The 20,608-nt window shown below is 64.4% G+C and carries 17 protein-coding genes; 6 read left to right on the top strand and 11 right to left on the bottom strand.

Annotated elements, in window-relative coordinates:
* Positions 1-38: 38 nt before the first annotated feature.
* The 3 genes from lpdA to QOL68_RS06625 form a co-directional block, all read right to left on the bottom strand.
* Positions 39-1,436, bottom strand: a complete 1,398-nt coding sequence (gene lpdA / locus QOL68_RS06635; RefSeq protein ID WP_282948022.1) for a dihydrolipoyl dehydrogenase — start codon at positions 1,434-1,436, stop codon at positions 39-41.
* Positions 1,429-1,842: an endonuclease domain-containing protein gene (locus tag QOL68_RS06630; protein ID WP_282948020.1), complete on the bottom strand. Its 414-nt coding sequence runs from the start codon at positions 1,840-1,842 to the stop codon at positions 1,429-1,431. The genes lpdA and QOL68_RS06630 overlap by 8 nt, the downstream gene beginning before the upstream one ends.
* A 115-nt stretch (positions 1,843-1,957) precedes the next feature.
* Positions 1,958-3,265, bottom strand: a complete 1,308-nt coding sequence (locus QOL68_RS06625) for a pyruvate dehydrogenase complex dihydrolipoamide acetyltransferase (RefSeq protein WP_282948018.1) — start codon at positions 3,263-3,265, stop codon at positions 1,958-1,960.
* Positions 3,266-3,436: 171 nt separating this feature from the next.
* Here QOL68_RS06625 and QOL68_RS06620 point away from each other — a divergent pair, with 171 nt between their 5' ends.
* On the top strand, positions 3,437-3,892 hold the full coding sequence (locus tag QOL68_RS06620; RefSeq protein WP_058456466.1) for a universal stress protein: 456 nt from the start codon (positions 3,437-3,439) through the stop codon (positions 3,890-3,892).
* Here QOL68_RS06620 and QOL68_RS06615 read toward each other — a convergent pair.
* Positions 3,889-4,281, bottom strand: coding sequence for a hypothetical protein (locus QOL68_RS06615; RefSeq protein ID WP_282948015.1), 393 nt, complete (start codon positions 4,279-4,281; stop codon positions 3,889-3,891). The two genes, QOL68_RS06620 and QOL68_RS06615, sit on opposite strands and share 4 nt — an antisense overlap.
* A 117-nt stretch (positions 4,282-4,398) precedes the next feature.
* On the opposite strand from QOL68_RS06615, the gene QOL68_RS06610 reads away from it, so the two are divergent.
* Positions 4,399-5,181 carry a helix-turn-helix domain-containing protein gene (locus tag QOL68_RS06610; protein WP_282948013.1) on the top strand — a complete coding sequence of 261 codons (783 nt, stop codon included), beginning with the start codon at positions 4,399-4,401 and terminating at the stop codon, positions 5,179-5,181.
* On the opposite strand, the gene QOL68_RS06605 is transcribed toward QOL68_RS06610, so the two are convergent.
* From QOL68_RS06605 to phaR, 3 genes are read right to left on the bottom strand one after another with little or no spacing between them, the layout of a single operon-like run.
* The gene (locus tag QOL68_RS06605; RefSeq protein WP_282948011.1) at positions 5,178-7,508 is read right to left on the bottom strand and encodes a ribonuclease R family protein; all 2,331 of its coding nucleotides are present in this window, start codon (positions 7,506-7,508) and stop codon (positions 5,178-5,180) included. The two genes, QOL68_RS06610 and QOL68_RS06605, sit on opposite strands and share 4 nt — an antisense overlap.
* Positions 7,509-9,035, bottom strand: a complete 1,527-nt coding sequence (gene proS, locus QOL68_RS06600; protein ID WP_282948009.1) for a proline--tRNA ligase — start codon at positions 9,033-9,035, stop codon at positions 7,509-7,511.
* Between the two features lie 40 nt (positions 9,036-9,075).
* Positions 9,076-9,615, bottom strand: a complete 540-nt coding sequence (phaR, locus tag QOL68_RS06595) for a polyhydroxyalkanoate synthesis repressor PhaR (RefSeq protein ID WP_282948007.1) — start codon at positions 9,613-9,615, stop codon at positions 9,076-9,078.
* Positions 9,616-10,117: 502 nt separating this feature from the next.
* On the opposite strand from phaR, the gene QOL68_RS06590 reads away from it, so the two are divergent.
* Complete coding sequence (locus tag QOL68_RS06590; protein ID WP_282948005.1) at positions 10,118-13,291, top strand: TonB-dependent receptor domain-containing protein; 3,174 nt, start codon at positions 10,118-10,120, stop codon at positions 13,289-13,291.
* 83 nt (positions 13,292-13,374) lie between these two features.
* On the top strand, positions 13,375-14,373 hold the full coding sequence (locus tag QOL68_RS06585; protein ID WP_282948003.1) for a 2OG-Fe(II) oxygenase: 999 nt from the start codon (positions 13,375-13,377) through the stop codon (positions 14,371-14,373).
* Positions 14,374-14,379: 6 nt separating this feature from the next.
* Here the strand turns inward: QOL68_RS06585 and alr are convergent, their stop codons facing one another.
* Together alr and QOL68_RS06575 are read right to left on the bottom strand one after the other, a co-directional pair.
* A complete protein-coding gene (alr, locus tag QOL68_RS06580; protein WP_282948001.1) occupies positions 14,380-15,423 on the bottom strand; it encodes an alanine racemase in 1,044 nt (347 codons plus the stop codon).
* 40 nt (positions 15,424-15,463) lie between these two features.
* Complete coding sequence (locus tag QOL68_RS06575; protein ID WP_282947999.1) at positions 15,464-17,107, bottom strand: MFS transporter; 1,644 nt, start codon at positions 17,105-17,107, stop codon at positions 15,464-15,466.
* Between the two features lie 194 nt (positions 17,108-17,301).
* On the opposite strand from QOL68_RS06575, the gene QOL68_RS06570 reads away from it, so the two are divergent.
* Positions 17,302-18,066, top strand: coding sequence for a cyclase family protein (locus QOL68_RS06570; protein ID WP_282947997.1), 765 nt, complete (start codon positions 17,302-17,304; stop codon positions 18,064-18,066).
* Between the two features lie 91 nt (positions 18,067-18,157).
* Here QOL68_RS06570 and QOL68_RS06565 read toward each other — a convergent pair whose 3' ends face one another.
* Positions 18,158-18,565 carry an MAPEG family protein gene (locus tag QOL68_RS06565; RefSeq protein ID WP_282947995.1) on the bottom strand — a complete coding sequence of 136 codons (408 nt, stop codon included), beginning with the start codon at positions 18,563-18,565 and terminating at the stop codon, positions 18,158-18,160.
* A gap of 121 nt (positions 18,566-18,686) precedes the next feature.
* Here QOL68_RS06565 and QOL68_RS06560 point away from each other — a divergent pair, with 121 nt between their 5' ends.
* Positions 18,687-20,069 (top strand): peptide MFS transporter, encoded by a 1,383-nt coding sequence (locus QOL68_RS06560; RefSeq protein WP_282947993.1) that lies wholly within the window; start codon positions 18,687-18,689, stop codon positions 20,067-20,069.
* On the opposite strand, the gene QOL68_RS06555 is transcribed toward QOL68_RS06560, so the two are convergent.
* Entirely contained in the window at positions 20,066-20,557 is a 492-nt protein-coding gene (locus tag QOL68_RS06555) for a Cif family virulence factor (protein ID WP_283404284.1), read from the bottom strand. The genes QOL68_RS06560 and QOL68_RS06555 overlap by 4 nt on opposite strands.
* Positions 20,558-20,608: the final 51 nt, after the last annotated feature.

The raw sequence follows: 20,608 nt of genomic DNA, 5'->3' as shown, positions 1-20,608 counted from the left end.
CCCCTCCCCATCGCTGCGCGACGGGGAGGATAGCAATGTCAGATGTGCAGCGGCCGTCCGAATGCCGCGAGCACGCCCTCGTGCATCGTTTCGCTGAGCGTCGGATGCGGGAAGACGGTGCCGATGAAATCATCCTCGACCAGCTCGGCGGTTTTGCCGATCGTATAGCCCTGGATCAGCTCGGTGACTTCGGCGCCGATCATGTGCGCGCCGAGCAGTTCGCCGGTCTTGGCGTCGAACACGGTCTTGGTGAAACCTTCGGATTCGCCAAGCGCGATCGCCTTGCCGTTGCCGATGAAGGGGAAGGTCCCGGCCTTGACCTCGTAACCGAGCTCCTTCGCCTTGGCTTCGGTCAGCCCGACGCTGGCGATCTGCGGGCGGCAATAGGTGCAGCCCGGGATGTTGCGCGGATCCATCGCGTGCGGATGGCCCCCCGCGATCGCTTCGACCGAAATCACCGATTCATGCATCGCCTTGTGCGCGAGCCATGGCGGCGCGGTGACGTCGCCAATCGCCCAGATTCCGGGGACGTTGGTGCGGCACATCGCGTCGGTGTCGATATGGCCCTTGGTCGTCTTCACGCCGAGTGCTTCGAGCCCGATATTCTCGGTGTTCGGGACGATGCCGATCGCGACGATGGCGTGGCTGAATTCGGCGCTTTCGGTCTTGCCGTCCTTTGTCTTGATCTTCGCGGTGACGCCGGTGGCGGTCGCCTTGAGCTCCTCGACCCCGGCGCCGGTGTAGATCGTCATGCCCTGCTTCTTGAGCGCCTTTTCGAGGAAGGCCGACACATCGGCATCCTCGACGGGGACGAGCCGGTCGAGCATTTCGACGACGGTCACTTCGGCACCCATGTCGCTGTAGAAGCTCGCGAATTCGATCCCGATCGCGCCCGATCCGATGACGAGCAATTTCTTGGGCATTTCGGGCGGAACGAGCGCGTGGCGATAGGTCCAGATGCGTTTGCCGTCGGCGGGCGCGAACGGCAGGTCGCGCGCGCGCGCGCCGGTCGCGACGATGATGTTCTTGGCCGAAAGGGTTTCGGTGCCCTTCTCGCCCTTCACCTCCAGCTTGCCCGGCGCGGTCAGCTTGCCCTCGCCCATATGGACGGCGATCTTGTGCTTCTTCATCAGGAAGGCGACGCCCTGGCTCAGCTGCTTCGCGACACCGCGGCTGCGCTTCACGACCGCGTCGATATCGGCGCTGATCTGCTGGGCGATCAGGCCATAATCGCCCGCATGCTGCATATAATGATAGATTTCGGCCGAACGCAGCAGCGCCTTGGTCGGGATGCAGCCCCAGTTGAGGCAGATGCCACCAAGATTCTCGCGCTCGACGATCGCGGTCTTGAGGCCGAGCTGCGCCGCGCGGATCGCCGCGACATAGCCGCCGGGGCCCGAGCCGAGGACGATGAGATCGTAGTTGGTGTCAGCCATTATGGGCTCCTTCGAAAGCCCCTCTCCCCTTGCGGGAGAGGGGTTGGGGTGTGGGGGCGGCGCGCGTCTGCGCGCCTGAAGACTCGATGGTATCCAATATGCTCGCGGCGACACCGTCGCTGTTGGCGAGGATGTCGTTGTTCCAGAAGCGGAGGATGTGGAAGCCTTGCTCCGTCAGATAGGCGTCGCGTCCAAAGTCATGAACATTTTCAACGTGCTGGCCGCCGTCGGCTTCGACGATCAGGCGGTGCTCGAAGCAGATGAAATCGGCGATGTAGCGATCGTCGATGACCTCCTGACGCCGCCATCTCAGGCCTTCGAGCCATCCGGCGCGGAGGATCGACCATAGCCGTCGTTCGGCATCGGTCGGGTTCGATCGCATCCGGCGGGCGCGGTCCAGCAACATGGCTTGGCGGGCGAGAACGTCGGAGAGCGTCTTCTGCGCCGCGGACGCGGCGCGGACCCCACTCCCCAACCCCTCTCCCGCAAGGGGAGAGGGGCTTTGGCCCCTCCCGGGCATTTTACGCCACCAGCCCCAGCGGGTTCTCCACCAGTTCCTTGAAGGTCTTCATAAGCAACGCGCCATCCGCGCCGTCGATCGCGCGGTGGTCGAAGCTGCCGGTCGCCGACATGACCGTCGCGATCGCGAGCGCGTCGTCGACGACATAAGGCCGCTTTTCGCCCGCGCCGATTGCCATGATCATCGCCTGCGGCGGGTTGATCACCGCGGTGAACTGCTTGATCCCCATCATCCCCATGTTCGAGATGCTGGCGGTGCCGCCCTGATATTCGCTGGGCTGGAGCTTGCCTTCCTTGGCCTTCGCCGCAAGCTCGGCCATTTCGGTCGAGATTTTCGACATCGACTTGCCGCCCGCGTCGGTGATGATCGGCGTGATCAGGCCGCCGGGGATGCTGACCGCGACCGAAATGTCGGCGCGCTTGTAGAAGCGCATCACGTCGCCGCCGAAGCTGACGTTGCACTGTGGCACGCGTTCGAGCGCAACCGCCAGCGCCTTGATCAGCATGTCGTTGACGCTGAGCTTGACGCCGCGGCTTTCGAGGCTGGCGTTGAGCTCGCCGCGGAGCTTCAGCAGCGCGTCGAGTCGGATGTCGACGGTGAGGTAGATGTGCGGCGATTCCTGCATCGACTGGGTCAGGCGGCGCGCGATCGTCTTGCGCATGCCGCTGAGTTTCTCGTCCTCGTGCGGAATGCCGAAATCGGGGATCAGGCCGGCGGCTGCAGGGGCTGGCGCAGCTGCGGGAGCAGCAGCAGGTGCGGCGACTGCAGGCGCTGCTGCCGTGGCAGGAGCGGCGGCACCAGCGGGAGCACCATCGAGATCGTCCTTGACGATGCGGCCGCCGGGGCCGCTGCCCTTGATCGTCGAAAGGTCGATGCCCTTCTCGGCGGCGATGCGCTTGGCGAGCGGACTGGCCTTGATGCGATCGCCCGATGCGGCGGGAGCCAGAGCGGTCACCGCAGGAGCCGGTGCGGGCACTGGCGCAGGTGCGGCCGTCGCAGCGGGCGCCGGTGCTGCGGCGGGAGCAGGTGCCGGTGCCGGTGCGGCCTTGGCGCTCGACGCATCCTCACCCTCGCCCGCGATTACCGCGATCACGGTGCCGACCTTCACATTGTCGGTGCCTTCAGCGACCAGAATCTGCGTGATCGTGCCGTCGTCGATCGCCTCGAACTCCATCGTCGCCTTGTCGGTCTCGATCTCGGCGAGCAGGTCACCCGATTTGACCGCGTCCCCTTCTTTCACTAGCCATTTGGCGAGCGTCCCTTCCTCCATCGTCGGCGAAAGGGCGGGCATTTTGAGTTCGATCGGCATCGTCGCTTTTGTCCTCGATCTTACAGGCGTGAGTCTTGCAGGCGGTGCCTGCCGCTACGGATTGTTCCTCGCCATAAGACTTGCTCGGGTCAAGGTCCAGCGGGGCAACTTGCCTTTCATACGAATGTGACGCACTCTCGCCTCACAAAAAGCATAGCGAGGGGTCGGGCGATGCGGACGTATCTTGTGGTGATCGACGACAGTCCCGAGGCCAGCCTGGCGCTGCGCTTTGCCGCGCGGCGCGCGGCGCGAACGGGCGGCGGGGTCGCGGTGCTGGCAATCATCCCGCCGCAGGATTTCGTGGCGTTCGGCGGCGTCCAGGCGACGATCGAGGCCGAGGCGCGCGAACATGCCGAGCAGCTTGTGGCGGCGGCGTCCGATGCGGTGATGCAGGAAGGCAATATCGTCGCGCAGACGATGATCCGCTCGGGCAAGCCTGTCGAGGTCGTGCGCGACGCGATCGGCGAGAATGACGAGGTCGCGGCGCTGGTGCTCGCGACCGCGGCGAGCGGCGCACCGGGGCCGCTGGTGGCGCACTTCACCGGACAGGATGCGGGAACCCTCCCCTGCCCGGTGATGATCGTGCCGGGCGGGATCGATATCGCCCGGCTCGATGCGCTGAGTTAGGCGGCGACCGCGCGCGGCAGCGCGGCGGCGCCCTTTGCTTCCAGAACGGCGAGATCGAGAACGACGAGCGCCTGCACCGCGACGATGGCGATGCCGAGCCAGCTCATCTGCCCGGCGAAGATCGCGAGGACCGCAACACTCGCCGCAACCCAGCCGAGATTGCCGATCGCGATCAGGTTCGCGAGTCCCTTGCTCGGCTCCGTCTGGCTGGCGACGAACAGCATCAGCACCGCCGACGGCAGCCCGATCCAGCCCGCGACGGTCACGACGCCCGAGGGGAGGCCGAGCAGCGCGGCGACCGTCGCGGTGGCGAACACGCACAGCAGGAACAGCGCCCCGCACGTGATCGCGTCGATGATGAGAGTGTTCTTGAGATTGAAATAGGACATGGCGGTTCTCCTTTCGACCCCGACCAAATGAACCCCGAATTGAATGGCGTCGATTACGCGGGAGGTAATGGAAATCGGAACGGCGCCCGGCTAGGCCGGACTGCGAAGGAGAAGGCCATGCAAGTCGCACCCCTCGGCGAGCAGCTTCGCGAATGGCGAACCCGCCGCCGAATGAGCCAGATGGACCTGGCGCTCGATACCGAAATATCGACGCGGCATCTGAGCTTCATCGAGACGGGGCGCTCGAAGCCGAGCGCCGCTATGCTGCAACGGATCGCCGACTGCCTCGAAGTGCCGCACCGCGCGCGCAATGCGCTGCTGCTCGCGGCGGGATATGCGCCCGATTTCCAGGAGCGCCCGCTCGACAGCCCCGAAATGGCCGGGATGAGGGCGATCGTCGAGCATGTACTGAAAGGGCACGAGCCCTATCCCGCACTCGCGGTTGATCGCCACTGGAACATGATCGCAGCGAACGACGCGATCGCAATCCTGATCGAGCAGGTGTCACCCGCCCTGCTCGCGCCGCCGGTCAATGTCCTGCGCATCGCGCTGCATCCCGAGGGGCTGGCGCCGCACATCGTGAACTACGGCATGTGGCGCGCGCATATCCTGCACCGGCTCGATCTGCAGATCGAGGCGAGCGCCGATCCGCTGCTTGCAGCGTTGCGCGAGGAGATTGCGGGTTACGCGATCGAAGCGAACGACAATGAAGTCGGCGCGGTCAGCAGCATCGCGGTGCCGCTGGTGCTCGATACGGCCGCGGGACGGATCAGCTTCGTGTCGACGGTGACAATCTTCGGGACGCCGGTGGATATCACATTGTCCGAGCTGGCGATCGAGGCGTTCTTTCCGGCGGATGCGGAGAGTGCGGCGTTGTTGCGGAAATTCGCTGCGAGTTAGCGCTTGCGCCCCTGATGGCGGATGTTCCCCGGCCGCCCGCGCTTGCCGACCATATGCTTGCCGGCCCCGTCTTTCTTGGGGCCTTTGCCCTTCAGTCCGTCGCGGCGTGGTGGACGATTGCGGAAGCCGCCTTCGGGCGCGTCGGGAAGCTCGAAGCGCAAGGCGCCGCTGATCGGGTTCGCCTCCATCAACCGCAGTTCGAGCCGCTGCCCGATCGAATAGCTCACTCGGCCATGCTCGCTGTCGAGCGTCCGCGCCGCCTCGTCATAGAAGAAGCGCTCGCTGCCCAGCGTCGACACCGGTACCAGCCCGTCGCCGCCGAGGCCGTCGACGGTCGCGAAGAAGCCGAAGGGCTGCACCCCGGTGATCCGCGCCGGCACGATCTCGCCGGTCTTGGTCGCAAGATAGGCCGCAACATAGCGGTCGATCGTCTCGCGCTCGGCCTCCATCGCGCGGCGTTCGAGTGCGCTGATCGCCTCGCCGATCCGCGACAAGCCCTTGCGGTCGGCGTCGCCGAGTCCGGTTCGTTCGGGAAGGCCCTTGGACTTGCCGGGCACTTCGAGGCGATAGCTGTCGACCAGCGCGCGGTGGACGATCAGGTCGGCATAGCGGCGGATCGGTGAGGTGAAATGCGCGTAGGAACCCAGCGCGAGGCCGAAATGGCCTGAGTTGGCCGGACCATAATAAGCCTGCGTCTGGCTGCGCAGGATCGCCTCCATCAGCTGCGGCAGGCGGTCGTCGCCCAAAAAGCCGTCGATCAGGCGATTGAACACCGCGGGCGTGATGACCTGCCCCAGCGCGAAACTCTGCTCGAAGGTTTCGAGATAGTCCTTCAGGCTGACGAGCTTTTCGCGGCTCGGCGGTTCGTGGATGCGGTACATCACCGGCGACTTCTTCGCCTCGAGCGCCTTTGCCGCCGCGACGTTCGCCGCGATCATATAATCCTCGATCAGCCGCATCGAATCGAGCCGCTCGCGCACCTTGATTTCGGCGATATTGCCTTGTTCGTCGAGCCGCACCTGCCGTTCGGGCAGATCGAGGTCGAGCGGCGCGCGGGCGGCGCGAGCTTTTGCGAGCAGGGTCCAGCAGCCCCAGAGATTTTTGAGCGTCGGGAGAACATCGGCGTCCCAGCCCTCGTCGGGCAAATCGGCGTCATAGGCCGCTTGCGCGCGTTCATAAGCGATGTTCGCGCGAAGCCGCACCAGCGCGCGCGTGAAACGCCATGACGTCACTTTGCCATGTTTGTCGATGGTCAGATGGCACGCCATCGCCGCGCGGTCTTCGCCCGCCTTCAGCGAGCAGACACCTGCCGAGAGCGTCTCGGGGAGCATCGGCACGACCTGGTCGGGGAAATAGACGCTGTTGCCGCGCCGCCGTGCCTCGCGGTCCAGCGCGCCATCGGCACGAACATAATAGCTGACGTCGGCAATCGCGACGATCGCCTTCCACCCGCCCTTGTTTTTGTCATCTTCGTCGGGGATCGCCCAGACGGCATCGTCATGGTCGCGGGCGTCGATCGGGTCGATCGCGACGATCGGCAGGTCGCGCAGATCCTCGCGTCCGTCGGGGGTCAGCGGCAGCTTCGCGGCGCGCTCGGCTTCATCGAGTGTCTCGTCGTTGAAGACATGTGGAATTTCGTGCCGCGCGATCGCGATCATGCTGAGCGAGCGCGGCGCGAAAGGATCGCCGATCACGGCAATCACGCGCGCCTTGGTCGCCGGCCCGCGACCCGACAGTTCGGCCCGCACGAGATCGCCGATCTGCGCCTCGCCCATGTCGGACACCGCGAAGTCGAAGCGCGCGCGCTTGTCGGCGGGGCGCAGCCAGGTCATCGGCTTGCCGCCGGGGCCGGTGTCGGTGACGAGCACACCAATGATCGTCTCGCCGCCCGCCTGCAGTTTCTTCATCGGGTGCGCGACATGGCCGTTGCCGCGCTCCTCGGTGCGCGACAGGATGCGATCGCCGATCCCCAGCGCGCCCTTGCGGCCCTTCTCCATTACGCGAAGCCGCGGCGGCGGGCCGCTGCCTTCCCACCGGTCGGGCACCGCCCAGACGACATCGCCCTCGACCGCCGCAACGCGCAGCACGGTAACCTTCGGAAGCCCGCCATGCTTATGGAAAGCGCGCCCCGGCGCCATGTCGACGAGCCCCTCGTCGGTCATGTCCTTGAGCAGCGCCTTCAGCGCGATCTTGTCGGCGCCGTGCAGTCCGAAATGCTTGGCGATCTCGCGCTTCCCGACCGCGCCGGGGCTGTCCTCGATGAAACGGAGGATCTGCTCGCTCGTCGGCAGCCCGGCGGGTTGCGGCCGTTTCGGTGCTTTGGCCAATTAATAGGTCCGTCCGATGAGCACGCGTTCGACCGCGGGTTCGCCGGTGAAGAAACAGGCGCCGTCGGCCGGCGCGGCGTCGAGGGGCGTGTTGCGCATCGTCAGCTTGAGCGCCTTCAACTGTTCGACGATCTTGTCCAGCGCGGCGCCGGTCGGACGCGACCATTGCACTTCGACCCAGCCGACGAACTTGTCGTCGCCGGCAAAATGGGCCGCGAGGTCGGTGACGTCGCGGCGAATGTTCGAATGCAGTCGCTCCTTCGCCTCGGCATGGAGGTTCGCCTGAATGTCGGTCAGCGTCGCGACGGCACTCGCCACGAACTCGCCCTTCGGGACGAACGCCGTGTCGAGCTTGCCGCTCTCCTGATAGAGGCGATCGCGGCGGATCACCGCGACATTGCCGCCCGCAACGTCGCGCGGGCCGACTTCGACGATGATCGGAGCCCCCTTCTTGACCCAGCCCCAACGCTTGGTCTGCGCCTTGGCCCCGGTGGTATCGAGCAGCACGCGCACCGGCTCGCGGAAGGCGTCGAGCGCCTTCAACTGGCTTTCGAGGTCGCGGCAATAGTCGAGGATCGCGGTATCTTCTTCATTGTCGCGCAGCATCGGGACGATGACGATCTGGTGCGGCGCGATACGCGGCGGACAGCGCAGGCCATCATCGTCGCCGTGCGTCATGATGACGCCGCCGATCATGCGCGTCGAGGTGCCCCAGCTCGTCGTGTGGCAGAGGCTGTGGCCGCCGTCCTTGTCCTGATAGCGGATGCCCGCAGCCTCGGCGAAGCCGGTGCCGAGATAGTGCGACGTGCCGGCCTGCAACGCCTTCCCGTCCTGCATCATCGCCTCGATCGAATAGGTCGCGACCGCGCCGGGGAAACGCTCGTTTTCGGGCTTCTCACCTGCAATCACCGGCATTGCGAGCACATCCTCGGCAAAGGCGCGGTACATTTCGAGCGCGCGCAGCGTCTCGGCCATCGCGTCGTCGCGGTCGGCGTGCGCGGTATGGCCCTCTTGCCACAGGAATTCGCTGGTGCGCAGGAACATGCGCGTGCGCATTTCCCAGCGAACGACGTTGGCCCACTGGTTGACCTTGAGCGGCAGGTCGCGCCAGCTCTGCACCCAGCGGCTCATCGCATTGCCGATCACGGTTTCGGACGTGGGGCGGACGATCAGCGGCTCCTCGAGCTTCGCCTCGGGATCGGGGATCAGCTTGCCCTTCGCGTCCTGGATCAGGCGATGATGCGTGACCACCGCCATTTCCTTCGCGAAGCCGTCGACATGATCGGCTTCTTTCTCGAAGAAGCTCAAGGGAATGAAGAGCGGGAAATAGGCGTTCTGGACGCCGGCATCCTTGATCGCCGCATCCATGACCTTCTGGATGCGTTCCCAGATGCCGTAACCCCACGGCTTGATCACCATGCAGCCGCGCACGCCCGATTCCTCGGCAAGGTCGGCTTCGGCAATGACGTCCTGATACCAGGCCGCGAAGTCGGCCTGACGGGTTACGCTGAGCGCATGCTTGATCATCTGTCCTGTTTTCTAATCTGGGAGCGAGAGAGCGCTCCGGTTATTTCTTGCCGGCAAGCTCGGCCTTGAGGTCGGCGATTTCGGCCTTGAGCGCGGCGATTTCGGCATCTTTCGATTTGCTACCCGCAGCGCCTGGCATGAAGGCGCCCGCCGCCTGCTGGAACATCTCGAGATTCCGACGGGTCAACTCCGCCAATGGATTCGCCCCGAGCGCGCCTTCGAAGGCGGCGCGGACATCTTGCTGGTTCTTGCGGAACGACGCCATCGAGGCTTCGAGATACTGCGGCACCGCCGACTGCATCTTGTCGCCATAGAGGCCGATCAAATGGCGGAGGAAATTGACGGGCAGCAGAGTCTCGCCCTTGGTCTCGGTATCCATGATGATCTGCGTCAGGACATTATGGGTGATATCCTCGCCGCTCTTGGCATCGACGACGCGGAAGTCGCGGCCGTCGCGGACCATGGCGCCAAGATCGTCGAGCGTGATGTAGCAACTGCGTTCGGTGTCATAGAGGCGCCGGTTCGCATATTTTTTGATGGTAACGACGCCGTCATCCCCGGTCGTCTTCGATTTTGTCATGCTGACCCAGGCTCCTGTACCCCATGGCCAGGTTCCCCCGGCCGCACTCCCGCTTTTCGGTGCGGCCATGGCAATAGCATCAAATCATGATGCGCCGCAACATGCGTGCCCGGGACCGAATCGGTGGGCGGGGAAGCGGTCAGCGGAAACGCGCCTCGGCACGGGCAACACACAGCCTGCAAGCATTTTTCAGCGGCGCCGCGCGCCGCTTCGGGCGGGTCGACCAAACCGCCTCTCGCAATTTAGTTGCAACAGATACCAATTTGAGGAACTTTTTTGACGCTATCTCGTCCATGATCGTCAAATCATATCGCAACTGCGAAATGTCCTTTTCCTGCGGACGCCTCACCCGGTGTTGCCAAAATGACACAACGCAGGCGCTCACGTTGCATATCTGTGAAAATTCATCCCGCGGGACTTGTGTCGCCGTAATTTTCCGTCTTTCTAGACGACAGGCCGTTCTCTTTTCAGTCTCTCAGAACGGTAAACGGGGAAACATATCATGAAAAAGACTAGCTTGCTGGTCAGGGGCTCTGCCCTGACTCTTGCATTGTTCAGCGCCATGCCGGCGTTCGCGCAGGGCGCGACCGATTGCGTCGATGCCGACAGCAACGGCGTTTGCGATTCCGAGGAATCGGGCGCGATCGTTGTCACTGGCTCGCGCATCCGCCAGCCGAACCTTGAATCGGCAAACCCGATTGCGGTCGTGACCGGTGAAGAGATTTTCCAAACCGGCGGCATTTCGGTCGGCGACCTTCTCAACGACCTCCCGCAGCTCCGCAGCACCTTCAGCCAGCAGAACTCGACGCGCTTCCTCGGAACGCGCGGTCTTAACCTGCTCGACCTTCGCGGTCTCGGCACCCAGCGCACGCTGGTCCTCGTCAACGGCCGCCGCCACGTCGGTTCGGACGTGCTGTCGAACGGCGTGTCGGTCGACACCAACACCATTCCGTCGGACCTCGTCGAGCGCATCGACATCGTGACCGGCGGCGCATCGGCCGTTTACGGTTCGGACGCCATCGCAGGTGTCGTCAACTTCGTTCTCAAGGACGACTTCGAAGGCGTCCAGGTCCGCGGCCAGGGCGGCATCTCGAAGTACAAGGATGCGGGCAACCAGTTCCTTTCGGTCACCGCAGGCCAGAACTTCGCCGAAGGGCGCGGCAACATCGCGATCAACCTCGAATATGCGCACAGCCAGGACTTCTATGCCTCGGGCCGTCCGTATCTCGACACGAACGACGCCTTCCTCGTCGTCGAAGCCGACGCTCCGGGTTCGCCGAATGGCGCGGCCGGCGGGTTCGACCGCTACTTCTTCCGCGATATCCGCTCGACGACGATCAGCCTCGGCGGCATGGTTGCGGCCTATCCGAACCCGACGACGGCTCCCTGCGGCCGCGGCGGCGGCACGGCCTTCACCTGCGCCTTCCTGTTCCAGCCCGACGGCAGCCTGATCGCGCAGACCGGCGACCGCGCCGGCTTGGGCCCGACGGGTCCGTTCATCGGCGGCAACGGCTACACGGGCCGCGAAGGTCGCCTGATCGCGCTTTCGCCGCAGCTTCAGCGCTATTCGGCTAACCTCATCGCGCATTTCGAAGTCTCGCCGGCGTTCGTTCCGTTCCTCGAGGCGAAGTATGTCCGCTCGGAAGCCCAGGGTTCGCAGAGCGGTCCCTTCTTCTCGCAGGGCGCGACGCTGGGTGATCCGGGCGGCCGCGAACGCATCCGTCTCGACAACCCCTATCTGTCGACTCAGGCACGCACGCTGCTGACCAACACGTTCCTCGGCTCGACCGTCAACGTGAACACGGGCGCAGCACTGACTGCGGCGCAGCTTGCTGCGCAGCAGGCTGCGATCACCGCGGGCACCTTCCGCTTCAGCCTGCGTCGCAACTGGACCGACTTCGGCACCCGCGACGAAGAAATCACGCGTGAAACCTATCGCGCCGTGATCGGTGCGCGCGGCGAGTTCAACGACGACTGGAACTACGAAGTCTTCGCGAACTACGGCGAGCACAAGGAAAAGAACCTCATCAAGGGCAATGTGAACATCCAGCGCTATCTGCTGGGCGTCGACACCACCCGCGATGCGAATGGCAACATCGTCTGCCGCTCGAAGCTCCCGGGCAACGATCCGCTGTCGTACGTGTACGGCACGCCGCTCAGCGCCGGTGACGATCCGCGCCTCGCTGCCGACGTCGCGGCCTGCGTTCCGATCAATCCGTTCGGCGAAGGTTCGGTTTCCCAGGCGGCGCGCGACTATGTGCTCGTCGACTCGCTGGCGACCGGCAAGATCACGCAGCTCAACATCGGCGGCTATGTCGCCGGCGACACGAGCGAATTCTTCAACCTGCCGGGCGGCCCCGTGGCCTTCTCGCTGGGTGCGGAATATCGCCGTGAAACGCTGAAGTACGACCTCGACGACCTCACGCAGGAAGGTTACGCCTTCTACAACGCGATCCCGAGCTTTGACTCGCCCGCGTTCGAAGTGAAGGAAGTCTATGGCGAAATCCAGCTTCCGCTGCTGCGTGACGAAACGCTCGCCCATGAACTGACGCTGCGTGCCAATGGCCGTATTTCGGACTATAAGGGCGGCGCCGGCACCACCTACACCTATGGTGGTGAAATCATGTGGAAGCCGATCGAAGACATCGGGTTCCGCGGCACCTACGCTCGTGCGGTTCGTGCTCCGAACCTTGCCGACCTCTACTCGGCGCAGGGTCAGAACTTCGCTCCGGGCTTTGGCGATCCCTGCTCGGCGGTCAACCTTGCCACCGGCTCGGCCAACCGTCTCGCCAATTGTACGGCCGCGGGCCGTCCGGCTGGCTATGACTATCGTTACAGCTCGTCGCTCGAAATCCTCAGCGGTGGTAACACCGACCTGAAGGCGGAGAAGTCGGATTCGTACACCGTTGGTGTGCTGCTGCAGCCGCGGTTCATCCCCGGCCTGTCGCTGTCGGCCGACTATTACACCATCACGGTCGACGACGTGATCACTGCGCCTTCGGCGCAGCAGATCGCGAACGCTTGTTACGACCTGCCGGATATCACGACCAACCCGTTCTGCTCGCTCTTCCAGCGTGCCGGTGCGGGTGGTGGTCCGCGTGGTGAAATCCCGTTCCAGATTCTCGAAGGCTCGCTGATCCAGATCAGCCAGAACTACGCGAAGCTGAAGGCACGCGGTATCGATGCGCAGATCGACTATCGCTACACCGACGGCGACTGGACGTTCACCTTCGGCGGTCTCTACACGCGCGTTCTGCAGCGTGACGAGTTCCTGAACCCGGCGGACCCGACGTTCAAGAACCGCATTCTCGGCGAGCTCGGCGACCCGAAGAACCAGGTCAACGTCAACCTGAGCGCCAAGTACAAGAATGTCACCTTCGGCTACCAGTTCCGTTGGATCGACAAGATGTACCTGAACACCTACGAGGACTTTAACGAGCTCAACGGCCTTCCGCCGCAGAACCTCGATTATGCCCCGGTTCAGAAATATCCGTCGGTGGCCTATGTCGACATCCGCGCTGCGGTTGATGTCTCGGAAGGCTTCAACTTCTACGCCGGTATCGACAACGTGTTCAACCGCAAGCCGCCGTTCGGTCTAACCGGCGTCGGCGCGGGCTCGGGCATTTACGACAACCGCGGCCAGTATTTCTACGCTGGTATCGTGGCCAAGTTCTGATCGAACTTGACGTCGAAAAAGGGGAGGGTCGGACGCTTGTCCGGCCCTCTTTTTTTGTCCCCGATCCTTCGGTAGGAGGCGACATGGTCACTCCAGCCTCCCTCTCGATCCGCGCGCGGCGGCTGCTCGAAGCCGGCGACACCGCAGAAGCCATCGAGCTGGTATCCGACGCCGCACGGCGCGGCGATGGCGAGGCCCTCAACGAGCTCGGCCTGTGGCATGTCTATGGCCAGCCTTTGCAGCGCGACTTTGCCCGGGCGCGGTTGTTTTTCGGTCATGCCGGTCGCGCGGGATACAAGCCCGCGACAACCACCTATGCCGTTTTTGTCGCACTCGGCGCCGGCGGCGAGCCGAGGTGGAAGGAAGCCTTCGAGTTACTCGAAGCCGCTGCGCCCGAAGACGCAATGGCGGCGCGGCAGGTCGAACTGTTGCGCGCGATGGATATTGGCGGCGACGGTCGGCCGCGATCCCTGCCCGCGGAGGAGGTGCTCGCACGGTCACCGGTCGCAGCCCGGCGAAGCAAGCTATTCTCGCCCGCGGAATGTGCGCACGTTATCGACCTTGCGACGCCGTTTCTCGCACCGTCGGTCGTTGTCGATTCGCGGACCGGACGGCAAAGCCCCAATCCGATCCGCACCTCGTTCAACGCCGTACTGGGACCGATCCAGCAGGATCTGGTACTCCATGCGCTCAACCTGCGCCTCGCCGCCGCTACAGGCACCGACGTCGAGGCCGGCGAGCCGCTGATCGTCCTCCGCTACGAACCCGGACAGCAATATCGCGAGCATCATGATTGCCTGCCCGGCGAAGCCAACCAGCGCGTCCGCACGGCGATCGTCTATCTGAACGAGGATTATCAGGGCGGCGAAACGAGTTTTCCGGCGGCGGGCCTCGACATCAAGGGGCGCACCGGTGACATGCTCACGTTCGCGAACACGCGCCCCGACGGCCAGGTCGATCTGGACAGCCGCCACATCGGGCAGGCCGTCACCAAGGGGACGAAGTGGATCTGCACGCGCTGGATCCGGCGCGCGCGCTTCGATCCCTGGGGGCTGCGCACCCCTTCGCCGCTGATCCGGTAGTGGGCGTCACTCCCAGACGCGCTCGAACCGCGCGCCGAGGCCGGTCAGCAGTTCATATTGCGACAGCCCGCTTTGCGCCGCGACCGAAGGCAGGTCATAATCGATCGTCAGCCAGTCGCCTTCGGCGGCGTCCGGGGCTCCGCTCGCGTCGAAGGCGATCAGATCCATCGAGACGCGCCCGATCAAGGGCAACGCCTGCCCTTCCCGCGTCGCACCGCCGATCCCGGCATGGCAACGCAGATAACCGTCGGCATAACCCATATTGGCGATGACCACGGGCGTGTCGCGCTGCGCGGTCCAGGTCGCGCCATACCCCACCGTCTCGCCCGCACGCGCAACGCGTCGCTGGATGATGCGCGCCTCGGGATAGGCGACCTGCCGGATATGTCCGTCGGCGGACGCGCGGGGAATCCCGCCGTAGAGCGCCAGCCCGGGCCGCGTCAGGTCGAAGCCATAGTCGGGGCCAAGGCAGATGCCCGCGCTGTTCGCAAGACTGTAACGCCGCGCCGGAACACGCGCGCGGACCGCACGAAAGGCCGTCAGCTGCCGCGCATTCTGATCGCTGTCCTCATCGGCCGACGCGAGATGGCTGAGCAACGTTTCGATTGCGAGGCTGTCGAGTGCGCCACTCGCGGCCTCCTCGGGACGCAGGCCGAGACGGTTCATGCCGGTATCGACCATCACGTCGCATGGCCGCCCCTCCCCACCTTCGCGCCAGCGCAGCGCCTGTTCGACGCTGCACAGCACCGGACGCGCCGGGAGGGTGCGGGCAGCGACCATATCGCTCGCGCCGACGCCGTGAAGGACCGACAGCGACACGTCGCCGGCGAGCGGCATCAGCGCCGCCGCCTCGCTCCAGCTCGCGACGAAGAAGTCGCGGCATCCCGCCGTGGCGAGATGGCGCATTACCTCGCGCGCGCCAAGGCCATATCCGTTCGCCTTGATCGCCGCGCCGCACGCCTTGCCCCCTTGCGCCGCCAGCCAGCGCCAGTTGGAGACGAGCGCGGCGGAATCGAGGCGGAGACGCAGCGGCGATGCAATATCGATCATGCCAAAGCCCCTAGACGGCTTTATCGGCAGCGCCAATGGGTCAGGCGGCATCGCACGCGGACGGTGGCGGCTTGTCCCACTGCCCCTCGACCGGCTCCTCCAGCAGGAAGGCCGACACGAGGAACGCGACCAGCACCACGACCCAGGTGTACCACAGCCCGGCATAGGCATTGCCCGTCTTGGCGACGATGAAACTCGCGATCAGCGGCAGGAAACCGCCGAAATAGCCGGTGCCGAGGTGATAGGGGATCGACAGCGAAGAATAGCGGACATGCGGCGGGAACATTTCGGACAGCAGCGCGGCGACAGGGCCATAGGTGAAGCCCGACAGCGCGCTGAGCCCGAGTAGCGCGACGAGGATGACCGCCATGCCGAACGGCGCCGGGATCTGCTTGTCGAAGCCATAGCCCATCGCCTCGAGCGCGGGTTTGAGCAGCACCGGATCTTCGCTCGCGACCTCGCGCTCGCCGATCATCACCTTCACGCTGTCGAACCCCGTTTCGTTCGACACGACCTGGTAGGGAACACCCAGCTTGGTGAGCTCGCCGAGTGTCTTGCCGCACGCAGTTTCCTGCGTCTGCGCAAAGGGATCGAAGCTGCACTTGGATCCCGTGACGACGACCGGCGCCTTTTCCGCCGCCGCGGTCAGCGCCGGATTGCCGACGCTGCCCATCAGCCAGAAGAGCGGAAAGAGCAACACCAGCGTCGCGGCATAGCCCCAGACGATCGGCTTCTTGCGCCCGATGCGGTCGGACAGGCGTCCCGCCAGGAGGAAGAATCCCATACCCAGCGCTGCGGCAATTCCGACGATGATTTCGGCGGCCGTATCCTCAACCTTCATCGGCCCTTTGAGGAAGGACAGGCCGGAGAACATCGCGGTGTACCAGATCACCGTCAGACCTGCGGCAATGCCGAACAGTGCAACGAAGATGCGCTTCGGATTGCCGGGGTAGGTGAAGCTTTCCTTGATCGGATTCTTCGCAATCTCACCCTCGGCCTTCATCGCCTGGAACACCGGGCTTTCGGAGAGTTTGAGACGCATCCACAGCGAAATCGCGAGCAGGATGAGCGACAGCAGGAACGGAACACGCCAGCCCCAGCTTTCCCACACGGCATCCGGCATCATCGCCTTGCAGCCGAGAACGACGATCAGGCTGAGGACAAAGCCGCCAACGACGCTCGCCTGAATGAAGCTGGTATAGAAGCCGCGTTTTTCAGGCGGCGAATGCTCCGCCACATAGACCGCCGCGCCGCCATATTCGCCGCCGAGCGCGAGACCCTGCAGAATACGGAGCAGCAACACGATGATCGGCGCGGCGACGCCGATCGTCGCCGCCGACGGGATCATGCCGACCCCCGCGGTCGCGATACCCATCAGCGTGACAGTGACGAGAAAGGTATATTTGCGTCCGAGCCGGTCACCGAGAAAGCCGAACAGCACCGCGCCGAGCGGGCGGAAGCCGAAGCCGACCGCGAAGCCCGCCCAGACGAGCAGGATTTCGAGCGTGGCATTATCGCTAGGGAAAAAGGCCTTGCCGATGATCGCCGCGAGCGTACCGTAGATAAAGAAATCATACCATTCGAAGATCGTCCCCGCCGACGAAGCGGCGATGACCATGCGGATATCCTTCGCGGTCGGCTGGTAGGCGGCGGCGTGGTCGGCGGCCGCGGCGGCGTCGGTCATAAACTCTCCCTTGGCCTCTCGGGCCTGTCCCCCTCCCGTTCGCATCGAGCGAAGTCGAGATGCCTTGACGGCGTACACGACCGATGGGTGTCTCGACTTCGCTCGACACGAACGGGTTTGGGCCGGTGTAGCTGTCCGGCGACGCCGCGCAAGCCTTCTTGGCGCAGCGTCATTCCGGTGGCAGACTGCGCGCCATGCAGTTCATCGACCTCTCGATCCCGATCACCAACGATGTCGTCTCCGACCCGCCGGTGATGCGCCCGCGGATTACCTACATGACCCACGACAATACGTGGGAACAGATCGCGATGTTCTTTCCCGGGCTGACGAAGGACGATCTGCCCGACGGCGAAGGCTGGGCGGTCGAGAGCCTGACACTCAGCACGCACAATGGCACGCATATGGATGCACCATGGCATTTCCACTCGACGACCGACGAGGGCGCGAGCGCCGCGCCGAGCATCGACGAGGCACCGCTCGACCTCTTCTTCCGTCCGGGCGTGAAGCTCGATTTCTCGGACCGCCCCGCGGGCCATGTCGTGAGCGGCGCCGATGTCGAGGCCGAACTCGGGCGGATCGGCCACGAGCTTCAGCCGTTCGACATCGTGCTGGTCCAGTCGGGCGCCATCTATGGCACCGACAATTTTACCGACCAAGGCTGCGGCATGGGTGCCGAGGCGACGCTGTATCTGACGACACGCGGCGTCAAGGTCGTCGGAACCGACGCGTGGAGCTGGGATGCCCCGTTCAGCCATACCGCAAGACGCTGGGCCGAGACGCGCGACTCCTCGATCATCTGGGAAGGCCACAAGGCCGGGCGGATCAAACCCTATTACCAGATCGAGAAGCTGACGGGCCTCGCCGCCCTGCCCCCGACGGGCTGGACGCTGAGCTGCTTTCCGGTGAAGATCGAACGCGCCAGCGCGGGCTGGATCCGCGCGGTGGCGCTGATCGATTGACGCACTTCTTTTCGTCACCCCGGACTTGATCCGGGGTCCATGACGGGCCGCTGCGATGGATGCCGGATCAAGTCCGGCATGACGAAAGATGTTACAAATTCTGGGTCACGATGACCCACAGCGTCCAGCTCGCAAGCGCGAGCAATGTGCCGAAAGTCGCCACCACGCCCACCTGCCGCCCCAGCGGCGCCTTGCCTGGCTCCGACGGCGTGTAGAGCCCGATCACATGCGCAACACGGCCGATCAGGAAGATCGCGCCAATAACCATCAAGCCCATATGATTGGCGCGCACGGTCTCCAGCAAGCCAAGCAGGATGATCGTGATCGGCGCATATTCGGCAAGGTTGCCGTGCGCGCGGCTGGCGCTAATCAGCTTGGCATCGCCATGATCGCCGAACGCGGCGCTGAGCCGCAAGCGCTGACGCACGGTGTCGATCGCGGTCGCCAGCAGCAACAGCGCGCAAACGGCCGCAACGAACGCAGTTACCGGTAAAGTCATCGACCCTCTCCCCTTTTATTCCCGGCGCGTAGCGTAAGCCGGTCGTTCGTCGAACGCCACTGGCAAGTTTCAGGTGAAACTTTACCGTCGCGGGACAAGAGAATGACCGGGGAGTGACCGAATGACCATCGCAGAGGCGACGCCCGATTTTGAGGCGGACCGCAACGACCGCGCCTTTCTGGGGCATCCGAAGGGCCTCGGTTATCTCGCGTTCGTCGAGGGATGCGAGCGCTTCTCCTATTATTCGATGCAGACATTGCTCGTGCTCTACATGGTCAAATATCTGCTCTTGCCAGAGAATGCGGCGGGCGTGGTCGGGCTGTCCGCGCTGCGCGACTGGTACGGCGGGATCGACGGCCAGCCGCTCGCGTCGAAGATTTTCGGCGACTACACCTCGCTGGTCTATCTGACCCCGATCGCCGGCGGCTTCATTGCCGACCGCTGGCTGGGTCGGCGCACGACCCTGATCCTCGGCGGCATCTTCATGGCGGTCGGCCATTTCCTGATGGCGTTCGAAGGCGCGTTCCTGCTCGCGCTGCTCGCGCTGATCGTCGGCGTGGGGCTGTTCAAGGGCAATATCGCGAGCCAGGTCGGTGAGCTTTACGGCCCGAACGACCTCCGCCGCGCGATGGCGTTCCAGATCTTCTATATCGCGATCAATGTCAGCGTGATCGTCGCGCCGCTGATTTCGGGGACGCTGGGCGAGAAGGTTGGCTGGCACTGGGGCTTCGGTACCGCGGGCGTGGTGATGGTCGCTGGGCTGATGCTGTATATATACGCAAAGCCTTGGCTCCCCGCCGAAAACCGAGACCTTCGCGTCGAAAGGGCTGCTGCCCCGAAGGAACCAATGACGCGCGAAGACTGGACTCGCGTGGCTGCGCTGCTGATCCTCGTCCCCGCCTTGGCAATCGCGCTGCTCACCAATCAGGAGATTTTCAACGCCTATCTCGTCTGGGCGGACCAGCATTTCCAGCTGACCTTCTTTGGCACGACGCTGCCCACGAGCTACATGATCACGATCGACGCCGCGGCCAGCTTCTCGATGCTGGTCGCCGTTGCGGCCTTCTACGTCTGGTACGGCAAGCGCTACAAGGAGCCCGACGAGCTCGGTAAAATGATCATAGGCAGCTTCTTCACCATTGCCGGTGGCCTTTGCCTGTTCATGGCTGCGGCGACGCAAGGCGGCGGCAAGATAGGGCCGTTCTGGCCGCTGATGTTCCACCTGTTCAACAGCATCGGTTTCGCACACATCCTGCCCGTCAGCCTTGCTCTGTTCACAAAGGTCGCACCGAAAGCGCTCAATGCCACAGTAGTCGGCATCTACTATCTCGCCTTCTTCGGCGCGAACAAGATCGTCGGCGAGGTTGGCGGCTGGTATTCGTCGATGCCGACGACGAGCTTCTGGCTCTTCCACGTCGCGACGGCCGTCGTCGGCCTCATCGCGTTCGTCCTGTTCAAGCTGTTCCTCGGCAAGCGACTGACGGGCGAAGCACCAAGCGGCTAGAGCCGCGCCGGGGGCAGCGCGTTGAAATCTTCGGCGGTGGTCACCGTACCGACGTCCTCGGCGATGCGCCATGCTCCGTCCTCGCGGACCAACGTCACGGTGAAGCGGCCGTAATTGACGATGTCACGCCCGCCGACCGTCGCATGCAGCCGATAGGCGCCGTCGTGCCGGCCCGGGCGCGGCGCCGCGTCGGCAAAGCGGAATTCGATGTCGATCGGCGTACCAGGATCGACTTGTCCGAACACGCGGACATAGGCGGCGCGGATGGCCTCGCTTCCGCGAAATGTTTCGAGCGGCCGACCCGGGATATCGAGGATTAGCGCACCGTCGGAGGTGTAGGTCGAGGTCGCCAGCGCGACATCAAGCATCCGGTTGGCCTGCGCGAGGTCGCGATAGGGTGCGGCATAATCCTCGCTCGCCGCGGCAGCGGGCGCCAGCAAGAACACGCCTATCAGCGCGGTCAATCCCCGGGTCATGACAAATTTCATCATATCTCTCCTGTTTTTCGCGCCGGTTCGGAGCGGCGGCAGGAGACGTTC

The organism is Sphingopyxis sp. Geo25, from assembly GCF_949769135.1.
Taxonomy (GTDB): Bacteria; Pseudomonadota; Alphaproteobacteria; order Sphingomonadales; family Sphingomonadaceae; genus Sphingopyxis.
The sequence above is the reverse complement of the archived record's forward strand: the minus strand, read 5'-3'. Positions and strand labels throughout refer to the sequence as shown.